Raw genomic sequence first — 1,757 nt, 5'->3', positions numbered from 1 at the left:
GTCGCCGCCGACCGCACGCCCGCGGGCCGGCTGCGCCCGGCGTCGCAGCTGCGTCCCGGGGTGCCGCTGGAGCTGGACACGCTGTGCAGCGGTGCGCTCGGCCAGGGCGACGGCGTCAGCCGGGTGCACACCGCCGCGGCGATGCACCGGATGCTGGCCGACGTCGTCGCCGAGGACGCCGACCAGGCCTTCTTCCCGCCGGTGCACGACGGCGCGCCCGCCGAGCCCGACGACGTGTGGCAGGACTCCGACCGGCTGCCCGACACCCGCAACGACCCCCGGCGCCGCCGCAACCTGCGGATCGGTCTCGGGGTGCTGGCCGTCGGCGTACTGATCGTGCTCGGGTACGTCGCCGTGCAGCTGGGCATGCTGTTCGGCGGCGGCGGCACCCCGCCGGTGGTCGTCCCGCCCGCGGCGAGCGCCCCGGTGCAGCAGCAGGTACCCGCCCCTGCGGCCCCGGCCGCGTCGTCCGGGACGGGTACCGCGGTGCCGGACGTGTCGGCGACGGTGTTCGACCCGGTCGGCGACGCGGACAACGCCGGCACCGTCGGCAACGTCGTCGACGGCGACCCCTCCACCGTATGGACGACGAGCCGCTACTTCCAGCCCTTCCCGGCGCTCAAGCCCGGGATCGGCGTGCTGGCCTCGTTCGACGCCGCCGAGCCGCTCACCGGGCTCACCATCGACTCGCCGACCGCGGGCGCGGTCGTGGAGGTCCGCTCGGCCCCGTCGGCCGAGCCGACGCTGGCGGAGACGACGCTGCTCGACACCGTCACCCTGTCCTCGGGACGGACGACGGTCGGCCTCGACCCGGGACGGCCCACCCAGCACGTGCTCCTGTGGATCACGAACCTCGGGCCGGACAACCAGACCCGGATCGACGACATCGGGTTCCGCCGCACCGCACCCTGAGCCGCACCGTTCGCGATCGCGACGGACCGGCCCGGCAACGCCCGTGAGCACCGCCCGGCGCTGCCTACCGTGCGCGGGTGACGACCGTCGACCGGATCCCGGACCGGGCCCCGCCCGACCTGGACGAGATGTTCCGCAGGTACGCCGACCGGCTCTGGTCGGTGGCCCTGCGGATGCTCGGCGACCGGACCGAGGCCGAGGACGCGGTGCAGGAGGCGTTCCTGTCCGCGCTCCGCTCGCCCGGGTTCCGCGGTGACGCCGCGACGGGGACGTGGCTGCACCGGATCCTCGTGAACGACTGCGTCGACCGGCTCCGCGCGGCCGGGCGGCGACGGGACCGGCTGCGGGCCCTGGAGACGGTCGTCGCGGCCCGGGACCACGCGGGCGGGCTCGTCGTGCGGCTCGCCGTCTCCGACGCGCTGGCCCTGCTGCCGGTGGACCAGCGGGCCGCTCTGGTGCTCGTGGACGGGCTCGGCTACGGCGTCGCGGAGGCGGCGGAGATGCTGGCGGTGGCGCCGGGGACGGTGAAGAGCCGCCGGGCCCGTGCGCGGGCCCGGCTGGCCCCCGTGTTGCGGGAGGACGAGGGATGAGTAGTTCTCACCGATCCGACGGCAATTCGCCTGAGAGCACTCGTCGGAGCGACGACAACCACCGTTCAGCTGCTTCATGTCATGTCGACGAAGAACACTTCGCCGAGGTCGGGAGGCGGGTGGCCCGGGAGCTCGGTCCGGCGGCGATGCCGCACGACGTGGCCGCGCGGATGCGGGCGCGGCTCGCCGCGGAAGTGGCGCGAGCGGATCCCGGACCGGAGCGGGGCGAGGCTCCGGCGGCCGGCGGCCCGCCGC

General features: G+C 75.8%; 2 protein-coding genes and 1 pseudogene. 2 read left to right on the top strand and 1 reads right to left on the bottom strand.

Annotated features, from left to right (window positions below; genetic code table 11):
- A pseudogene (locus tag GTW08_RS24865) lies at nucleotides 1–912 on the top strand (hypothetical protein); the annotation flags it as partial.
- Nucleotides 913–989: 77 nt separating this feature from the next.
- Nucleotides 990–1,502, top strand: coding sequence for a sigma-70 family RNA polymerase sigma factor (locus tag GTW08_RS24860; protein ID WP_073573699.1), 513 nt, complete (start codon nucleotides 990–992; stop codon nucleotides 1,500–1,502).
- Nucleotides 1,503–1,576: 74 nt separating this feature from the next.
- On the opposite strand, the gene GTW08_RS32195 is transcribed toward GTW08_RS24860, so the two are convergent.
- Nucleotides 1,577–1,757 (bottom strand): hypothetical protein (locus GTW08_RS32195; RefSeq protein ID WP_237454161.1); only part of this gene is annotated, 181 nt, incomplete at its 5' end.

This window comes from Pseudonocardia sp. SID8383, from assembly GCF_009864975.1.
Taxonomy (GTDB): Bacteria; Actinomycetota; Actinomycetes; order Mycobacteriales; family Pseudonocardiaceae; genus Pseudonocardia; species Pseudonocardia alni.
Note: the sequence above shows the minus strand (reverse complement) of the source record. Positions and strands in the feature narration are given on the sequence as shown.